A 16,575-nucleotide genomic window follows, 5' to 3' on the forward strand; every position below is an offset into this window, starting at 1 on the left:
AGATCATCGCGCTCCTCTCTCCTGGCCAGCGGCCAAAATCCCTCCGGTCGCGGCCACACCGCTATCGGGTACACACCCGCAACCTCAGTCCTCCAGGAAGCTCCGCAATTTCCGGCTGCGCGAGGGGTGCTTCAGTTTGCGCAGCGCCTTCGCCTCGATCTGCCTGATCCGCTCGCGGGTCACGTTGAACTGCTGGCCGACCTCTTCGAGCGTATGGTCGGTATTCATCCCGATCCCGAAACGCATCCGCAGCACGCGCTCCTCGCGCGGCGTCAGCGACGACAGCACCCGAGTCGCGGCCTCCCTGAGGTTCGCATGAACCGCGGCATCCAAGGGTATGATCGCGTTCTTATCCTCGATGAAATCGCCGAGATGGCTGTCTTCCTCGTCGCCGATCGGCGTCTCCAGGCTGATCGGTTCCTTGGCGATCTTCAGCACTTTCCGAACTTTCTCCAGCGGCATCCCCAGTTTCTCGGCCAGTTCCTCCGGCGTCGGTTCGCGGCCGATCTCGTGCAGCATCTGGCGCGAGGTGCGCACCAGCTTGTTGATCGTCTCGATCATATGCACCGGAATGCGGATGGTGCGTGCCTGATCCGCGATGCTGCGGGTGATCGCCTGCCGGATCCACCAGGTCGCATAGGTGCTGAACTTGTAGCCACGGCGATATTCGAATTTATCCACCGCCTTCATCAGCCCGATATTGCCCTCCTGGATCAGATCGAGGAATTGCAGGCCGCGATTGGTATATTTCTTGGCGATCGAAATGACGAGGCGCAGATTCGCCTCGATCATCTCCTTCTTCGCGCGCGTCGAATCGCGCTCGCCGCGCGACACCGTGGCATAGACCCGGCGGAACTCCTCGATCGGCAATTGCGCCTCGGCGGCGATCCGGCCGATCTGCGCGCGCAATTCGGTAATCTGACTGCCATAGCGCGGCACGAACAGCTTCCAGCCCTTGCCGGGCAGTTTGGCGACATCGTCGAGCCATGCGGGGTCCATCTCACGGCCGCGATACGCCTTGAGGAACTCGTCGCGCGGAACCTTGCAGCTCTCCGCCAGCCGCAGCATCTGGCCTTCGAGGCCATTGAGGCGCTGGTTCAGCTCCTTGAGCTGGATCACCAGCTCCTCGATCCGGTTGTTGTGCAGCCGCACCTGCTCGACCTTCGCGACCAGTTCGTCGCGCAGCTTTTCGTAGGTCTTTTCCGAGCGGGTGCTGGCCTCCTCGCCGGCGGTCAGCGCATCCAGCCGCTTGTGCTGGAGCTTCATGAATTTCTCGTAGAGCTTCTCGATCTCGGTGAAGGTCTCGAACACCTCCGGCTTGAGCTTTTCCTCGACCGCCGAGAGCGACAGGCCGCTGCCCTCACCCTCATCCTCGTCCTCGACCTCCTCGGCCTGCGCCGCTGCCGGGTTGAACCCGCCATCGCCGCCACCCTGCGTCGCCTCCAGGTCGATCACGTCGCGCAGCAGCATCTTGCTGTCCTTCAGCGCCTCATGCCAGGAGACGATCGCGCGGAAGGTCAGCGGGCTTTCGCACAGCCCGCCGATCATCATGTCCCGCCCGGCTTCGATCCGCTTGGCGATCGCGATTTCGCCCTCGCGCGACAGCAACTCGACCGTGCCCATCTCGCGCAGATACATCCGCACCGGATCGTCGGTCCGGCTGCCGCTGGTTTCGCTGATGTTGCCGGCGGAGGCTTCCTCGTCGGCCTCCGCGACCTCTTCTTCCTTCTCGGCGCTGGGTGCCGCTTCGGCGTCTTCGCCTTCCTCGCTCTCGACGACCTGGATGCCCATTTCGCTGAGCATCGACATGACATCCTCGATCTGCTCGGAGCTGTTCTGGTCCGAGGGCAGCACGGCGTTGAGTTCGTCGAAGGTGATATAACCGCGTTCCTTGCCGCGCGCGATCAGGCGCTTGACCGAGGCGGACTGGATGTCGAGAGTCGCGGTGTCGGCCTCGGCCTCGGGAGCGGCGGTTTCGGTCGTGGCAGCTTGCTTGGTAGCCATAAGATATCGGACTCCAGAGAAAGACGGCGATTGGGGTCAGGCAGCGTCCGGGTCATCGGAATCGCACCGCACGACACGATTCAGAGCGGTGATCAACATGATATGCTTTGCTTGGTTTTCATGTGTCATATTCTGCGCCAAGCGGCGTTCCTGCTCGGCACATTCCTCGCGTAGCCGATCAAGATTAAGCAGCCCATAATTTTCATACCAAGAGGCTTCCAATTCCAACAGCGACGCTGCCTCCTTGGTCGCAGAACGCTGCGGGATGGTCGCGCCAATACGATCGGCGTTATCCCGAAGACCCAATTGGGTCAAATGGTTGAGCAAGTCGCTAGAGTCAAGTGTCTCCGCGCCATGCAGCCAGGCCGACATGGCAGCGCGCAGACCCGCACAATCCTCCGGGAGGGCCAACGAGCCGAATGCCTCCTCCAGATCGGGCAGAAGCTCGGGGTGGCGCAGCAGCATCGCGGTCAGCAGCCGGGCCCGGCGCTGGGCTATCGCCTCGGCGTCGATCGGCGGGCGCGGCAGCGAAACCGGCCGCGTTGGCTTGCCGTTGCCAGCCCCGAACGACCGGCGTTTCTCGGCGAACAGCCGATCGACCAGGGCGCTGCGATATTCGCCCGCCAGCGAACGGTCCTCGATGGTGTGCGCCGCCGCTTCCAGCCGCTTGCGGAATGCGGCGCGGCCCTCGGGCGTCGCACGATCCGCCCCTTCGGCAAGCATGTCGAACAGGGTATCGGCAAGGCCGGGCGCCGCTTTGATCATCGCGCCGAACGATGCCGTCCCCTCGCGGCGGACATAGCTGTCCGGGTCATCCCGCTCGGGCAGACGGAGAATGGCGAGCGAGCGATCCGGCGTCAGGGCTTTCAGCGCAAGCTCCGCCGAGCGCAAGGCGGCGCGCCGACCCGCCGCATCGCCGTCGAAACACAGGATCGGCCGGGGCGAGAGCCGCCATAATTCGGTGAGATGGGCTTCGGTCAGTGCGGTGCCGAGCGGTGCGACCGCTCCGGCAAACCCCGCCTCGGCCAGGGCGATCACGTCCATATAGCCTTCGACCACGATCAGCGCCGCACCGCCGCGCACCGCCTCGCGCGCGCGATCGAGCCCGTAAAGGGTCTGGCGCTTGGAGAACAGCGCGGTTTCCGGCCCGTTCAGATATTTCGGCTGGCCGTCGCCCAGCAGGCGCCCGCCGAAGCTGATCGCCCGCCCGCGCCGGTCGCGGATCGGGAACATCACCCGGTTGAAGAAATAATCGACCGGGCCGCGCTCGCCCTGCTTCATCAGCCCGGCCTCGATCAGCCGGTCGGCGCCGATCCCGAGGCTCGCGAGCAATACCCCCCTGCCCTCACCGGACCAGCCGAGACCGAACCGTTCGATCGTGGCATTGGCAAGCCCGCGCCCACGCAGATAGGCCAGGGCCGCCGCCCCTTCGGGCAGCAACAATCGGCGACGATACTCTGCTGCCGCGGCTTCCAGCACATCCGATAGATCGGCTTCGCGCCGCGCCACCTCGGCGGCTTCGGGGCTCGGCTTCGGCACCTCCAGCCCGGCTTCGGCGGCGAGCCGCTCGACCGCCTCGACGAAGCTCGCCCCCTCGCTCTGCATGACGAAGCTGATCGCATCGCCATGCGCGCCGCAGCCGAAGCAGTGGTAATGGTCGTCATACACATAGAAAGATGGCGTTTTCTCGTTGTGGAACGGGCAGCAGCCTTTCTGGTCGCGCCCCGACCGTTCGAGCCGCACCCGCCGGCCGATCAAGGCCGGCAGCGGCGTGCGGACGCGCAATTCGTCGAGAAACGGGGCGGGCAGGCTCATGCGTGCGAGAGTTTCGCCTTCACCGCGGCCGAGGCGGAAGCCATGTCGAGTGCCGGTCCATGCGCCTCTTTCAGCGCCGCGATCACCTTGCCCATGTCTTTCGGGGCGGCGGCGCCGGTGGTTCCGATCGCCTCGGCGATCGCGGCGTCGAGTTCGGCACCGTTCAGGGTCCGGGGCAGATACTCCTCGATGATGACGATCTCGGCGGCTTCCTTGGCGGCGAGATCGGGCCGGCAGCCATGGCGATACAGCGTTTCAGACTCGCGGCGCGACTTCACCATGCCCCGCAGCATCGCGACAATCTCGGCCTCCGGCACCGTGCCGGCACCCTTGGGACGGGAGGCTATATCAATATCCTTGAGGCGCGCGATCATCATGCGTAAAGTGGAGACGCGCAGCGCCTCGCGGGCGCGCATCGCCGATTTGAGGTCGTTCTGCATCCGGGATCGCAACGTGCTGCTCATGATCTCCTCCAACCTCAATCTAATTCCATGCTCGGCGAATTCGACGGCCATCTAATTCGATCATCGCCCGGCTCAAACCGGAAATAATTTCCGTATCCACCCAATTCAGTTGAGGCGGGATTTAATTTCCAGTATAGACTGCCCCCATGCCGATGACTATTGCCGAGCTGATCGACCGTCTGGGCGGCCCCGAAGCCGCCGCGAAGCTTACCACGGTTTCGACCGAAGCGGTTCGCAAATGGCGCAGCGCCGGTGCGATTCCATCCCGCCACTGGCCCGCCGTGCTGGCCGCGACCGGGCTCACCCTCGACGATCTGCCCGGCGGCGTCGCCCCGCCAGCCGAGACGAAACGGCCCGACGGCGCCACCGCCGCGCTGGTTCTGGGCGACGGACGGGTGTTCTGGGGCTGCGGTTTCGGCACGCGGGGTCAAGGCGCGCCCGCGGAGCTTTGTTTCTCCACCGGCATGACCGGCTATCAGGAAACCCTGACCGATCCGTCCTTCGCCGGCCAGATCATCACTTTCACCTTTCCGCATATCGGCAATGTAGGCGCGAATGCCGAGGATATCGAGGCATCGGCGAGTTTTGCGCGGGGACTGGTGCTCAATCGCGGCATCACCGCCGCCTCGAACTGGCGCGCGACCGAAGGGCTGGATCGCTGGTGCCGGCGGATGGGTCTTGCCGGCATTGCCGGGGTGGATACGCGGGCCCTGACCCGCTTGATCCGCGATGATGGACCGCCCAACGCGCTGATTGCCTTCCCCGAGGATGGGCGTTTCGACATCGATGCGCTGGTTGCCAAGGCCGCCGCGTGGCCGGGGCTGGAGGGCATGGACCTCGCCCGCGAGGTATCCTGCACGCAGAGCTATGAATGGACCGAGACCCTGTGGACCCGTGAGCACGGATTCGGCCGCCAGGATGCGCCGAAATATACCGTCGTCGCGGTCGATTACGGGGCGAAACGGAACATCCTGCGCAACCTCGCCAGCGCCGGCTGCCGGGTGATCGTGGTGCCCGGAACCTCGGGCGCGGACGACATATTGCGCCACAAGCCGGATGGAGTGTTTCTATCGAACGGGCCCGGCGATCCGGCGGCGACCGCTGAATACGCTGTGCCCGCGATCAAGGGCGTGCTCGATGCGGGGGTGCCGCTGTTCGGCATCTGTCTCGGCCACCAGTTGCTCGCCCATACGCTGGGCGGCAAAACCTACAAGCTCGCGCGCGGCCATCGCGGGGCGAACCAGCCGGTGCAGGAGCTGGCGACCAGACGGGTCGAGATCACCAGCCAGAATCATGGATTCGCGGTGGACGACGCATCGCTGCCCGAAGGGGTGGTGGTGACCCATAAAAGCCTGTTCGATGGCTCGAACGAGGGCATCGCGTGTGCGGAGCAAAAATGTTTCTCCGTGCAATACCACCCCGAAGCGAGCCCCGGCCCGTCCGACGCGAACCATCTGTTCCGGCGGTTCACCGCGATGATGGAAGCGAAAGTATAAGGAGTTTACGGAGTTATATGGTTTGTAACATATAAACGCATAAACTGCTTATAAATCACCTCATGGACCCTGTTCGCAATCCATTCGCGCCGACCTATGGGGATACGACGTTTGCGGTGCCGTTGTTCGATCATTTTCTCCGCCGGATCATGCCCGAATGGCGGGAGGAGCGTCATGGCTGATGGTTGTCTCTTCATGATCAATACTGTTGCAAGCTACAGCCTGGACAACTAGAGGCGTTATCGCCACAACGTGGCATAAATCACACGGAAGCAAAAATGAACTCAGATAAAGCGCTTGATCAAATAGATTATAGCTATCTGACGCTTATGTCTCTGGGAAATCTGACAGAGAGATCAGATAAAATTGAGTTTTCAATTGATGAGATTTCAGAAAATATGGATTCTGGTAAATCAAAAAATAGAATTTTGTTTTCTTTGGTTGATCTCATTTCGGAAAAATTTGTTAGATCAAGCGATAATGATTTCAATTACGAAGAGATAGATGAAGATTTGAACAACTTAAAATCTGCTATGGATCATGATTATTTTCTTACAAGATCTGGAATAGAGGAGTATGATACGCATATAAAAAATCGTATTAAGGAAGAAAAAGTAAAGTCAGAACAAATTTCTCCAGATCTAGAAATACTAATTTATATATACCGCAACATGATTGGATTTTTGTTCAGTTACCCAAAAATTAACGAAATAAAGATGTCAGACGATCAGCGAGACTCGTTTGAGCATTTGCAAAAACAGGGCCTTATTGAAGCAGTCCGTTCTAAGTCACGATGGAAAATCACTGCTTCAGGAAAAGAATATCTGGAAAATGAAGCTAAATTATGAAATTTTGATTTGGAAAAATATGTTTCTCTAAAAGAAAAATTCAGTGATTTTCTTCATTCATAAAGGGTACCACCTAACGGGATCTGGGGCCTAAACCCTCCGCAGCGTTCCAACAATCAAGAGATTGTTGGAATCTTTCGCTACTCCGCCCCAGCGGGTGCGGGGCGAAAGGCGAAAAGGTTCCGTCGGTTGCGCCGACGGAAATCGCCCGGAAGGAGCCCTGCGTGACTTGCCTAAATGACTGTAATCTACCGCCGCAACTTCTGGATTGCTTCGCTACGCTCGCAATGACGCGTCTTCGCCGGCTCGCAATGACGAGTCTTGCTTCTACAAGCCTGAAACTGGAAACCTGACATGCCCAAGCGCACCGACATTTCGACCATCATGATCATCGGCGCCGGGCCGATTGTTATTGGTCAGGCCTGCGAGTTCGATTATTCCGGCGCGCAGGCATGCAAGGCGCTGCGCGAGGAAGGCTATCGCGTGGTGCTGGTCAATTCCAACCCGGCGACGATCATGACCGATCCCGATCTGGCGGATGCGACCTATATCGAGCCGATCACGCCGGAGATGGTGGAAAAGATCATCGCGCGCGAGAAGCCCAATGCGCTGCTGCCCACCATGGGCGGGCAGACCGCGCTGAACACCGCGATGAGCCTGGCGAAATCCGGGATTCTGGAAAAATACGGCGTCGAACTGATCGGCGCCAAGGAAGACGTGATCGACCGCGCCGAGGACCGGCTGAAATTCCGCGACGCGATGGCCGAAATCGGCATCGAAAGTCCGAAAAGCGCGATCGCTCATAGCATCGAGGAAGCGCGCGCCGCGCTCGATCTGGTCGGGCTGCCGGCGGTGATCCGGCCATCCTTCACTTTGGGCGGAACCGGCGGCGGCATCGCCTATAACCGCGAGGAGTTTTTCGAAATCGTCACCAGCGGGCTCGACGCCTCGCCCACCACCGAGGTGCTGATCGAGGAAAGCGTGCTCGGCTGGAAAGAATACGAGATGGAGGTGGTGCGCGATTCCGCCGATAACTGCATCATCGTCTGCTCGATCGAGAATATCGACCCGATGGGCGTGCATACCGGCGACAGCGTAACCGTCGCTCCGGCCCTGACCCTGACCGACCGCGAATTCCAGATCATGCGCGACGCCTCGATCGCCTGTCTGCGCAAGATCGGCGTCGATACCGGCGGGTCGAACGTGCAGTTCGGGGTGAACCCGGCGGATGGCCGCATGGTGGTGATCGAAATGAACCCGCGCGTCTCGCGATCGTCCGCGCTGGCCTCGAAGGCGACGGGGTTTCCGATCGCGAAAATCGCGGCGAAGCTGGCGGTGGGGTACACGCTCGACGAACTGCGCAACGACATCACGCAGGTGACGCCGGCGAGTTTCGAGCCGACCATCGATTACGTGGTGATCAAGATCCCGCGCTTCACCTTCGAGAAATTCCCCGGCACACCGGCGCTGCTGACCACCTCGATGAAATCGGTCGGCGAGGCGATGGCGATCGGCCGGAATTTCGCCGAAGCACTGCAAAAAGGATTGCGCAGCCTGGAAACCGGGTTGTCCGGGTTGGATGAGGTCGAGGCGCCGGGCGACGGCACGCATGACGCGTTCCGCGCGGCATTGTCCACGCCACGGCCGGACCGGCTGCTGATCGCGGCACAGGCGCTGCGGGCCGGGCTTTCGGTCGAGGACATTCACGCCGCCTGCAAATTCGACCCATGGTTCCTGCGTCAGATGAAGGATGTCGTCGCGGCGGAGCGCGAGATTGCCGCCAACGGTTTGCCGGAGGATGCCGCCGGGCTGCGCGCGGTCAAGGCGCTCGGGTTTTCCGATCATCGGTTGGCGCAACTAACCGGGCATAAGGAAACCGACATCGCGGCGGCGCGGATCGCGCGCGGCGTGATCCCGGTGTATCGGCGGATCGACAGCACAGCCGGCGAATTCGCCTCGGCGACCTCGTATATGTATGCGACCTACGAGGGCGGCTTCGGCACCCCCCATTGCGAGGCCGATCCGAGCGCGCGCGACAAAATCATCATCCTCGGCGGCGGCCCGAACCGGATCGGTCAGGGCATCGAGTTCGATTATTGCTGCGTCCACGCCGCCTATGCGCTGCGCGAGGCCGGCTTCGAGACCATCATGGTCAATTGCAATCCAGAAACGGTTTCCACCGATTACGACACGTCGGACCGGCTGTATTTCGAGCCGCTGTTTGCCGAGGATGTGATCGCGCTGATCCGCCGCGAGCAGCAGAACGGCAAAGTGCTCGGCTGCATCGTGCAATATGGCGGGCAGACGCCGCTGAAACTCAGTCAGGCGCTGGAAGAGGCGGGAATCCCGATCCTCGGCACCTCGGCGGATGCGATCGACATCGCCGAGGATCGCGAGCGGTTCCAAATTCTGCTGAAATCGCTCGGATTGCGCCAGCCGGAGAACGGCATCGCCCGTTCGGCCGGGGAAGCCGAAGCGATCGTCGAGAAGATCGGCTTTCCGGTGGTGATCCGGCCGAGCTACGTTCTCGGCGGGAGGGCGATGGAGATCGTTTACGATCTGCCCAATCTGCGCCGCTATATGCGCGAAGCGGTGATCGTCTCCGGCGCCAACCCAGTGCTGATCGACCGCTATCTGAACGACGCGATCGAGGTCGATGTCGATTGCATCGCCGACGGCCAGAGCGTGTATGTCGCCGGCGTGATGGAGCATATCGAGGAAGCCGGCATCCATTCCGGCGATTCTGCCTGTTCGCTGCCGCCCTATTCGCTGTCGCCCGCCGTGGTGGCGGAATTGCGCACCGAGACCGAGGCGATGGCCAAGGCGCTCGGCGTGGTCGGGCTGATGAACGTGCAATATGCGATTCAGGGCGAGACGGTCTATGTGCTGGAGGTCAACCCCCGCGCCTCGCGCACCGTGCCGTTCGTCGCCAAGGCGACGGGCGTGCCGGTGGCGAAAATCGGCGCGCGGGTGATGGCGGGCGAACCCCTCGCCTCGTTCGGGCTCGACGACAGCGTGACGCGCAGCCACGTCGCGGTGAAGGAGGCGGTGTTTCCGTTCGCGCGGTTTGCCGGAGTGGACGTTCTGCTCGGGCCGGAGATGAAATCGACCGGCGAGGTGATGGGGCTGGATGCGAGTTTCGCCCGCGCCTTCGCCAAGGCGCAGATCGGCGCCGGGGTGAAGTTGCCCGTCGGCGGGACGGTGTTTCTGTCGGTGCGCGATGCCGACAAGGGCGCGATCGTGCCGATCGCCCGGCGGTTCACCGATCTCGGTTTTTCGATCCTGGCGACGCGCGGCACCGCCGCGCATCTGTCCGCTGCCGGGATCGCGGCGCGCGCGGTGAACAAGGTGCTGGAGGGACGGCCGCATTGCGTGGATGCGATCCGGTCGGGCGAGGTGCAACTGGTAATCAACACGGCATCCGGGGCGCAGACCGTGGCGGATAGTTTCGATATCCGCCGTTCGGCGCTGACTCACGGCGTGCCGCATTTCACCACCATTGCCGGCGCGCGGGCCGCGTCCCACGCTATTGCGGCCCTGGCTGCCGGCAATCTTGAAGTCGCGCCGCTTCAGTCGTATTTTCCCGCCTCGTTCTGACCGGCATCGTGCCCGGAGGGTTCCGGCCACGATGTTCGGATTCATGCCTAATGCCTGATACCTTATTCTGACTAAAGGAACCGTTGTGCAAAAATTCCCGATGACCGGGCCCGGACTGCAAAATCTCGAAGCCGAGCTGCGCCAGCTCAAGGCCGAGGAGCGGCCGGCCATTATCCGCGCCATCGCCGAGGCCCGCAGCCATGGCGATCTGTCGGAAAATGCGGAATATCATTCGGCGCGGGAGCGGCAATCCTTCATCGAAGGCCGGATCGCCGAGCTGGAGGAGATCATTTCGGCGGCCGAGGTGATCGACCCGTCCACCCTGTCGGGCGAGACGGTGAAGTTCGGCGCCCATGTCGAGCTGATCGACGAGGAGACCGACAAGCAGGTGCAATACCAGCTCGTCGGCATGCACGAGGCGGATATCAAATCCGGCCGGCTCTCGGTCACGTCGCCGCTCGCCAAGGCGCTGATCGGCAAGAAATCCGGGGATACGGTGTCGGTCCCGGCACCGGGCGGCGACCGGAGCTACGAGATTTTGACCGTCCGATACGGTGGCTGAATTTCCGGTTGCGATCGAGGCGATCGAAGCGGCGGCGGTGCGCATCGCGGGGGCGGTGCTGCGCGCGCCGCTGGTGCATTCCGATGCGTTGTCGCGCGCGACCGGAGCGGAGATTTTTCTCAAGCTCGAGAATTTGCAGGCGACCGGCGCGTTCAAGGAGCGCGGTGCGGCGAACCGGATCGCGCTGCTGTCGGCCGAGGAGCGGGCGCGCGGGGTGATCGCCATGTCGGCGGGAAATCACGCGCAGGCGGTGGCCCGGCACGCGCAGTTGGCGGGAATCGCCGCGACCATCGTGATGCCGCGCTTCACCCCAACCACCAAGGTGACGCGCACCCGCGCCTGGGATGCTGAGGTGGTACTGCACGGCGAAACCCTTGCCGAAGCGGCCGAGCACGCCCATGCGCTGGCCGCCGAGAATGGCCTGGTGTTCATCCATCCCTATGACGACCCGGCGGTGATCGCGGGACAGGGCACGCTGGCGCTCGAAGTGATGGAGGACGCCCCCGGTCTCGACACGCTGATCGTGCCGACCGGCGGCGGCGGGTTCGTCTCCGGCTGCGCGGTGGCGGCACGGGCGAAGCGGCCCGAGCTTGAGGTTCTCGGCGTCGAGGTCGAGGCCTATTCCGGCTTCGCCCAGGCGCTTGCCGGACGATCGGTGAACGTGGGCGGGGCGACGATCGCCGAGGGTATCGCGGTGCGCGATATCGGCGCGCTGCCGCTGTCGATCCTGCGGGAACTCGGCACCGAAATCCTGGTGGTGCCGGAAGCGGCGGTGGAACAGGCGATCGCGCTGCTGATCGAGGGCGGCAAGGTGGTCGCCGAGGGGGCCGGTGCGGCGGGATTGGCGGCGGTTCTGGCGTTCCCCGAGCGGTTTGCCGGCAAACGGGTCGCCCTGCCGGTCTGCGGCGGCAATATCGATGCGCGGATTCTGGCCAATACGCTGCTGCGCAACCTGCTGCGCGACGGGCGGCTGCTGCGCGTGCTGATGGAAATCCCCGACCGGCCCGGCGTTCTCGCCGATATCGCGAGCCGCATCGGCAACCAGGGCGGCAACATCATCGAGGTGGTACATCAGCGGCTGTTCGCCTCGCCTACCGTGCAGGCGGCACATCTCGAGGTGATGGTCGAGGCGCGCGATGCCGAACACGGCAACGCGATCGCCAGCGCGCTCGAAGACGTTTACGTGGTGAAGCGGATTTAGCCCATACCGGCTATTCCGCTGCCGCCGGCAGGCGATCCGCTTTGGAGATTCGCGCCGCGCAGAACTTGAACTCCGGGATTTTGCCCCAGGGATCGAGCGCCGGATTGGTGAGCAGATTCGCCGCCGCCTCGGCGTAGCAGAACGGCATGAACACCATGCCCTCGGGCACGTCGCGATCGGCGCGCACCTTCGTTTGCACCACACCGCGGCGGGTTTCCAGCAGGATCGTATCGCCGGCATCCAACCCCTGGCGCCGCAACTCGCGCGGCGACAGGAACGCCATGGCTTCCGGCTCCAGCGCGTCCAGCACGCCGGCGCGGCGCGTCATCGCGCCGGTATGCCAGTGCTCCAGCACCCGCCCGGTCGATAGCACCATCGGATAGGCGTCGTCCGGCACCTCGTCCGGCGGCTGGACATGGGCCGGCACGATCTTGCCGCGTCCGGTCTTGGTCGGGAATCCGGCGGCGAAAATGATTTCGTTGCCCGGCTTGTCCGGCGCATCCACCGGATAGGTGACGGCGCCCTCCCGCTCCAGCCGCTCCCAGGTGATGTTGTTGAAGGACGGCATAGTCCCGGCCATTTCGTCGAAAATGTCGGCCGGGCCGGCATAGTTCCAGTCGAGGCCGATGCGGCGGGCGATTTCCTGGATGATCCACCAATCCTGCCGCGCCTCGCCGGGAGGGGCGATCACCGGGCGCGCGATCTGCACGCGCCGGTCGGTGTTGGTGAAGCTGCCGGTTTTTTCCGCGAAGGCCGATGCGGGCAGCACCACATCGGCGTGGAACGCCGTCTCGGTCAGGAACAGGTCCTGCACGACCAGATGCCCGAGCTTCGCCAGCCCTTCCCGCGCGTGGCGCAGATCGGGGTCGGACATCGCGGGATTTTCGCCCTCGATATACATGCCCTTGATCGTTCCGGTATGGATCGCGTTCATGATTTCCACGACGGTGAGGCCGGCATGGGGGTCGAGCTTCATGCCCCAGCGCGCCTCGAACGCCTGACGGATCGCCGGGTCGGCAACCGGCTGATAGTCAGGGTAGACCATCGGGATCAACCCGGAATCCGATGCGCCCTGCACGTTGTTCTGGCCGCGCAGCGGGTGCAGGCCGGTGCCGGGCCGGCCGATCTGGCCGGTGATCAGCGCCAGCGCGATCAGGCAGCGGGCATTGTCGGTGCCGTGAACGTGCTGGCTGATCCCCATGCCCCAGAAGACGATCGACGCGCGCGAGCGGGCATAGAGCCGCGCCACCTCGCGCAGCGTGCTCGCGGGAATGCCGCAGATCCCGGCCATTTTCTCCGGCGGGAAATCCTTGATGCGCTGTTTCAGTTCGTCGAAATTCTCGGTCCAGGCGGCGATATACTGCTCGTCGGTCAGGCCCTCGTCGATGATCGTGTACAGAATCGCGTTCAGCAGGGCGACATCGGTGCCGGGCTTGAACGCCAGGTGGTGCAGTGCGAGACGGGACATCGACTGGCGGCGCGGATCGATGACGATCAGCTTGGCGCCCTTGTCCTTGACCGCGTTCTTGATGAAGGTCGCCGCCACCGGATGGTTGACGGTCGGGTTGGCGCCGATCACCAGAATGACCTCGGCATCGAGAGCGGCCGAAAACGGAGCGGTGACCGCGCCGGAATTGAGCCCCTCCATCAGCGCCGCCACCGACGAGGCGTGGCAGAGCCGGGTGCAGTGATCGACATTGTTGGAACCGAAGCCGGTGCGCACCAGCTTCTGAAACAGATAGGCTTCCTCGTTCGAGCCCTTGGCGGAGCCGAAACCCGCCAGCGCGGCCGGGCCGTGCTGGTCGCGCAGGCGCCGCAGCCCGTCCGCCGCGCGGTCCAGCGCTTCCTCCCATGTCGCTTCGCGGAAATGGCTGAAGGGATTGGCGGGGTCCACCTGGTCCTCGGCGTTTTTCGCCACACCGTCCTTGCGGATCAGCGGCCTGGTCAGCCGATGCGAATGGTGGATGTAGTCGAACCCGAAGCGGCCCTTGACGCATAGCCGCTGGTGATTGGCCGGGCCGTCACGGCCCTCGGCATAGACCAGCTTCTCGTCCTTGACGTGGTAGCGCACCTGGCAGCCAACGCCGCAATAGGGGCACAGGCTGTCCACCATGCGGTCCGGCCAGGCCACACGGATCTGGCGCGCGTCCAGATAGGCAGCGGGCATCAGCGCGCCGGTCGGGCAGGCCTGCACGCATTCGCCGCAGGCCACACAGGTGGATTCGCCCATCGGGTCGTCAAAATCGAAGACGATCTTCGCTTCTGCGCCGCGCCCGGCCATGCCAATCACGTCGTTCACCTGGACTTCCCGGCAGGCGCGCACGCACAGATTGCACTGGATGCAGGCGTCGAGGTTCACCCGCATCGCCGGATGGCTGGAATCCGGCGCCCAGCGATCGCTGTGCGGCAGGCGGCTCACGGTGATGTCCTGGCGGTCGGCCCAGGCCCAGAATGTCGAGGTCGGGTCGTGCGAGGTCTGCCGCGCCGGCTGGTCCGCGATCAGCAGTTCCATTACCATCCGGCGCGCTTTCCGCGCCCGTTCGGTCGCGCTGCGCACGCGCATGCCGGCGGCGGGCTTGCGGGTGCAGGACGGTGCCAGCACGCGCTCGCCCTCGATTTCCACCATGCAGGCGCGGCAATTGCCGTCGGCGCGGTAGCCGGGTTCCGGCGCGTAGCAGAGATGCGGAATCTCGCTGCCCAGCCGGTTGGCGACCTGCCAGATGGTCTCCGCCGGCCATGCCTCGACGTTTTGTCCGTCAAGCTCGAACAGGATCGGGTCGCTCATTTCAGACCTCCTTCCGTCTCGAATGCTTCTGGAAAATAGCGGATCACGCAATCGACCGGGTTGGGCGCGGCCTGACCCAGGCCGCAGATGGAAGCATCACGCATCACCGCGGACAAGTCGCCGAGCAATTCACGGTCCCAGACTGGCTGCTCCATCAACATGCGCGCCTTCTGCGTGCCGGAGCGGCAGGGCGTACATTGACCGCAGCTTTCGCTTTCGAAAAACCGCATCAGGTTGCGCGCCGCTTCGCGCACATCGTCGTGGTCCGACAGGATCACCACGGCAGCAGAGCCGATCAGGCAGCCGTATTTCTCCAAGGTGCCGAAATCGAGTGGAATATCCGCCATCGTGGCCGGCAGGATGCCACCCGACGCGCCGCCCGGAAGATAGGCCGTGAAGCGATGGTCCGGCTGCATTCCGCCGCAGAATTCGTCGATCAGCTCGCGCACCGTGATGCCGGCGGGCGCGATCTTCACGCCCGGCTCCCTGACCCGCCCCGACACCGAGAAGCTGCGCAGCCCCTTCGATCCGTTGCGCCCGTGGCCGGCCCACCAGGAAGCGCCTTTTTCGATGATATCGCGCACCCAGAACAGGGTTTCCACGTTGTTGATCAGCGTCGGGCGGCCGAACAATCCCACCTGGAACGGGTATGGCGGTTTCTGCCGCGGCAGGCCGCGCTTGCCCTCGATGCTTTCCAGCATCGACGATTCCTCGCCGCAGATATAGGCGCCGGCGCCGCGCCGCAGATGGATGCGCGGGCCGCCGGCAGGCAGCTTCGCCAGCTCCCGGCGCAGGATCTCGCGACCGATCGGGTATTCGTCGCGCAGGTAGACATAGATGTCGTTCACTTCGGCAACATGGGCACCGATCAGCATGCCTTCCAGCACGCGATGCGGATCGGCGTAGAGAAAATAGCGATCCTTGAAGGTGCCGGGTTCGCCTTCGTCGGCGTTCACCGCCATCAGGCGCGGGCCGGGCTCACCGAGCACCGAGCGCCACTTGCGCCCGGTGGGGAAACCGGCACCGCCGAGACCGCGCAATCCGCCCGCCTCCAGCGCGGTCAGCACCGCCTCGGCCGGCAGCACGCCCGAGCGCACGCGCTCCAGCAGCGCATAGCCGCCACCGCCCAGATAGGCCGCGTAATCGATATAGGCCGGAATTTCAGGATGCGTGTGCCCGCTCCGCACCGCCTGCTCAACGGCGGTCACATCGGCGCGATGGACGAAATGGTGCCCGATCTCGACGGCGGGCGCCTGATCGCACAAGCCGACGCAGGGCGCGCGCACCACCCGCACATCGGCGCCGAGGCTCTGCCGCAATTCCCCCAGCAGTTTCTCCGATCCGAGCAGGGCGCAGGCGATGCTGTCGCAGACGCGGACCGTCAGCGGCGGGATCGGTGCATCGGCTTCCTTGACGACATCGAAATGCGCGTAAAAGGTCGCGACCTCATAGACTTCCGCGAAGGCGAGACGCATGATGTCGGCCAGCGCGGCCAGATGCGCCGCCGAAATTTGTCCATAGGCGTCCTGGATCAGATGGAGATGTTCGATGAGCAGGTCCCGTCGGCGCGGCCGGTCGCCCAGGAGGGTTTCCACCTCGTCGCGCGCGTGGGGATCGACGATGCGCCCTTTTGGGGTCGCCTTGGCTTGCTTCTCTCCCGCTCCCGGATGGCGGAACGACCGCAATCGGGAGAGAGAGGTTTCGTTCACCTGCGCTTCATGACCATCCGAATGTTCCATATTCGCGCTTTCCGTTTCCCACCGATCGTTCCAGGGTGAAGCGGGCGAGCCGCTTCGTGCTCGA

10 protein-coding genes are annotated in these 16,575 nt (G+C 63.6%); 5 read left to right on the forward strand and 5 right to left on the reverse strand.

Annotation, left to right across the window (positions count from 1 at the left end):
- Positions 1–84 precede the first annotated feature (84 nt).
- From rpoD to L2A60_RS09875, 3 genes are read right to left on the reverse strand one after another with little or no spacing between them, the layout of a single operon-like run.
- Entirely contained in the window at positions 85–2,004 is a 1,920-nt protein-coding gene (gene rpoD / locus L2A60_RS09865) for an RNA polymerase sigma factor RpoD (protein ID WP_235704212.1), read from the reverse strand.
- Between the two features lie 36 nt (positions 2,005–2,040).
- The gene (gene dnaG, locus L2A60_RS09870; RefSeq protein WP_235704213.1) at positions 2,041–3,819 is read right to left on the reverse strand and encodes a DNA primase; all 1,779 of its coding nucleotides are present in this window, start codon (positions 3,817–3,819) and stop codon (positions 2,041–2,043) included.
- Positions 3,816–4,283 carry a GatB/YqeY domain-containing protein gene (locus L2A60_RS09875; RefSeq protein WP_235704214.1) on the reverse strand — a complete coding sequence of 156 codons (468 nt, stop codon included), beginning with the start codon at positions 4,281–4,283 and terminating at the stop codon, positions 3,816–3,818. Before L2A60_RS09875 ends, dnaG begins: the two co-directional genes overlap by 4 nt.
- Positions 4,284–4,429: 146 nt before the next feature.
- Between L2A60_RS09875 and carA the strand changes: the two genes are divergently transcribed.
- The 5 genes from carA (at position 4,430) to L2A60_RS09900 (ending at position 11,987) form a co-directional block, all read left to right on the forward strand.
- Complete coding sequence (gene carA / locus L2A60_RS09880) at positions 4,430–5,779, forward strand: glutamine-hydrolyzing carbamoyl-phosphate synthase small subunit (RefSeq protein ID WP_235704215.1); 1,350 nt, start codon at positions 4,430–4,432, stop codon at positions 5,777–5,779.
- Between the two features lie 278 nt (positions 5,780–6,057).
- Complete coding sequence (locus tag L2A60_RS09885) at positions 6,058–6,627, forward strand: hypothetical protein (protein ID WP_235704216.1); 570 nt, start codon at positions 6,058–6,060, stop codon at positions 6,625–6,627.
- Positions 6,628–6,981: 354 nt separating this feature from the next.
- Complete coding sequence (gene carB, locus L2A60_RS09890) at positions 6,982–10,224, forward strand: carbamoyl-phosphate synthase large subunit (RefSeq protein WP_235704217.1); 3,243 nt, start codon at positions 6,982–6,984, stop codon at positions 10,222–10,224.
- Positions 10,225–10,309: 85 nt separating this feature from the next.
- Entirely contained in the window at positions 10,310–10,786 is a 477-nt protein-coding gene (gene greA, locus L2A60_RS09895) for a transcription elongation factor GreA (protein WP_235704218.1), read from the forward strand.
- Complete coding sequence (locus L2A60_RS09900) at positions 10,779–11,987, forward strand: threonine ammonia-lyase (protein WP_235704219.1); 1,209 nt, start codon at positions 10,779–10,781, stop codon at positions 11,985–11,987. Before greA ends, L2A60_RS09900 begins: the two co-directional genes overlap by 8 nt.
- A 10-nt stretch (positions 11,988–11,997) precedes the next feature.
- Here L2A60_RS09900 and fdhF read toward each other — a convergent pair whose 3' ends face one another.
- Together fdhF and L2A60_RS09910 are read right to left on the reverse strand one after the other, a co-directional pair.
- Positions 11,998–14,772 (reverse strand): formate dehydrogenase subunit alpha, encoded by a 2,775-nt coding sequence (gene fdhF / locus L2A60_RS09905; protein WP_235704220.1) that lies wholly within the window; start codon positions 14,770–14,772, stop codon positions 11,998–12,000.
- On the reverse strand, positions 14,769–16,511 hold the full coding sequence (locus L2A60_RS09910) for an NAD(P)H-dependent oxidoreductase subunit E (protein WP_235704221.1): 1,743 nt from the start codon (positions 16,509–16,511) through the stop codon (positions 14,769–14,771). Before L2A60_RS09910 ends, fdhF begins: the two co-directional genes overlap by 4 nt.
- Positions 16,512–16,575: the final 64 nt, after the last annotated feature.

This window comes from Acidiphilium iwatense (genome assembly GCF_021556475.1).
Classification (GTDB): Bacteria; Pseudomonadota; Alphaproteobacteria; order Acetobacterales; family Acetobacteraceae; genus Acidiphilium; species Acidiphilium iwatense.

What these genes read in the sequence shown, in the direction of transcription:
- carA (WP_235704215.1), top strand. Translation starts at nt 4,430, where the DNA reads ATGCCGATGACTATTGCCGAGCTGATCGACCGTCTGGGCGGCCCCGAA.
- carB (WP_235704217.1), top strand. Translation starts at nt 6,982, where the DNA reads ATGCCCAAGCGCACCGACATTTCGACCATCATGATCATCGGCGCCGGG.
- rpoD (WP_235704212.1), bottom strand. Translation starts at nt 2,004, where the DNA reads ATGGCTACCAAGCAAGCTGCCACGACCGAAACCGCCGCTCCCGAGGCC.
- L2A60_RS09885 (WP_235704216.1), top strand. Translation starts at nt 6,058, where the DNA reads ATGAACTCAGATAAAGCGCTTGATCAAATAGATTATAGCTATCTGACG.
- dnaG (WP_235704213.1), bottom strand. Translation starts at nt 3,819, where the DNA reads ATGAGCCTGCCCGCCCCGTTTCTCGACGAATTGCGCGTCCGCACGCCG.
- L2A60_RS09875 (WP_235704214.1), bottom strand. Translation starts at nt 4,283, where the DNA reads ATGAGCAGCACGTTGCGATCCCGGATGCAGAACGACCTCAAATCGGCG.
- L2A60_RS09910 (WP_235704221.1), bottom strand. Translation starts at nt 16,511, where the DNA reads ATGGAACATTCGGATGGTCATGAAGCGCAGGTGAACGAAACCTCTCTC.
- fdhF (WP_235704220.1), bottom strand. Translation starts at nt 14,772, where the DNA reads ATGAGCGACCCGATCCTGTTCGAGCTTGACGGACAAAACGTCGAGGCA.